The 1,048-nt window shown below is 53.1% G+C and carries 1 protein-coding gene; it reads left to right on the top strand.

Annotated elements, in window-relative coordinates:
* Positions 1 to 72 precede the first annotated feature (72 nt).
* A protein-coding gene (locus O4H49_RS20485; protein ID WP_269425290.1) for an IS630 family transposase occupies positions 73 to 1,033 on the top strand; the annotation gives its coding sequence in 2 pieces (ribosomal slippage) (positions 73 to 417 and positions 419 to 1,033; 960 coding nt in all).
* Positions 1,034 to 1,048: the final 15 nt, after the last annotated feature.

The following is a 1,048-nucleotide window of genomic DNA, read 5'->3' as shown; positions in this document are numbered from 1 at the left end:
CTTTTGATCTGAATCGGTTTCGGGATTCCCAAAAGCGGTATTCTATGATTCACTTTCGGGAGGAGGTGTTTCATGGGCAAGCCATATTCAAGAGATCTTCGCAAGCGGGTAGTTGACTATATCTCAGCAGGCCATTCCTGTCGGGCAGCAGGTCGGGTTTTTGGTATCAGTGCAAGCACTGCGGTTCGCTTGGCTACCGACTACAAGGACCGCGGCGAGATTACTCCCCGACGGCAGGGGCGCGTGCCTGGAACAGTGGGCAAACTAGCCGCTTACATGGGCTTCCTGATCAAGCAGGTCCAAGCCGACCCGGACATTACATTAAGAGAATTGGCCTTGGCACTTGAAGAGGCGCACGGTGTTTTGGTCCATCTTTCCTCGATCCACCGTGCTTTGGAGCGGGCGGGTTACTCATATAAAAAAAGGATTGATCGCACAGGAGCGCCAGCGCCCGGAACTCAGGCAGGAACGGCTTGAATGGATCAAGTATCGTCAGCCTCGAATGCGTGAGACACCGCACCGACTGGTCTTCATTGATGAAACAGCAACCAAGACAAACATGACACGCTTGCGGGGGCGCAGTCCTGTGGGAGAGCGGTTACTCGGTGTGGCTCCGTTTGGGAAATGGAATACTCAGACCTTCATTGCTGGCCTGACCAGTGATGCTCTGATTGCGCCGTGGGTTCTCAAGGGCGCGATGAACCGGGCAGCCTTTGATGTCTATATCGAAACCCAATTGGCCCCTGCCCTGGAGCCGGGGTCAGTCGTGATCCTCGATAATCTTGCAATACACAAGAGCCCTAAAGCGGCTGAAGCACTGAGAAAAAGAGGATGCTGGCTCCTGTTTCTGCCGCCCTACAGTCCCGACCTGAACCCGATTGAAATGGCCTTTTCGAAACTCAAGGCCCACCTCAGACGCATCGGTGCCAGGACCTTCGACAATTTGATCGAGGCCATTGGCAACATATGTGATCTCTACGATCCTTCCGAATGCTGGAATTTCTTCAAGGCTGCTGGATATGTCTCAGATTAAAAGCAAAAGGCTTTA

Origin of the sequence: Kiloniella laminariae (genome assembly GCF_027214005.1) — a bacterium.
Taxonomy (GTDB): domain Bacteria; phylum Pseudomonadota; class Alphaproteobacteria; order Kiloniellales; family Kiloniellaceae; genus Kiloniella; species Kiloniella laminariae_A.
Note: the sequence above shows the minus strand (reverse complement) of the source record. Positions and strands in the feature narration are given on the sequence as shown.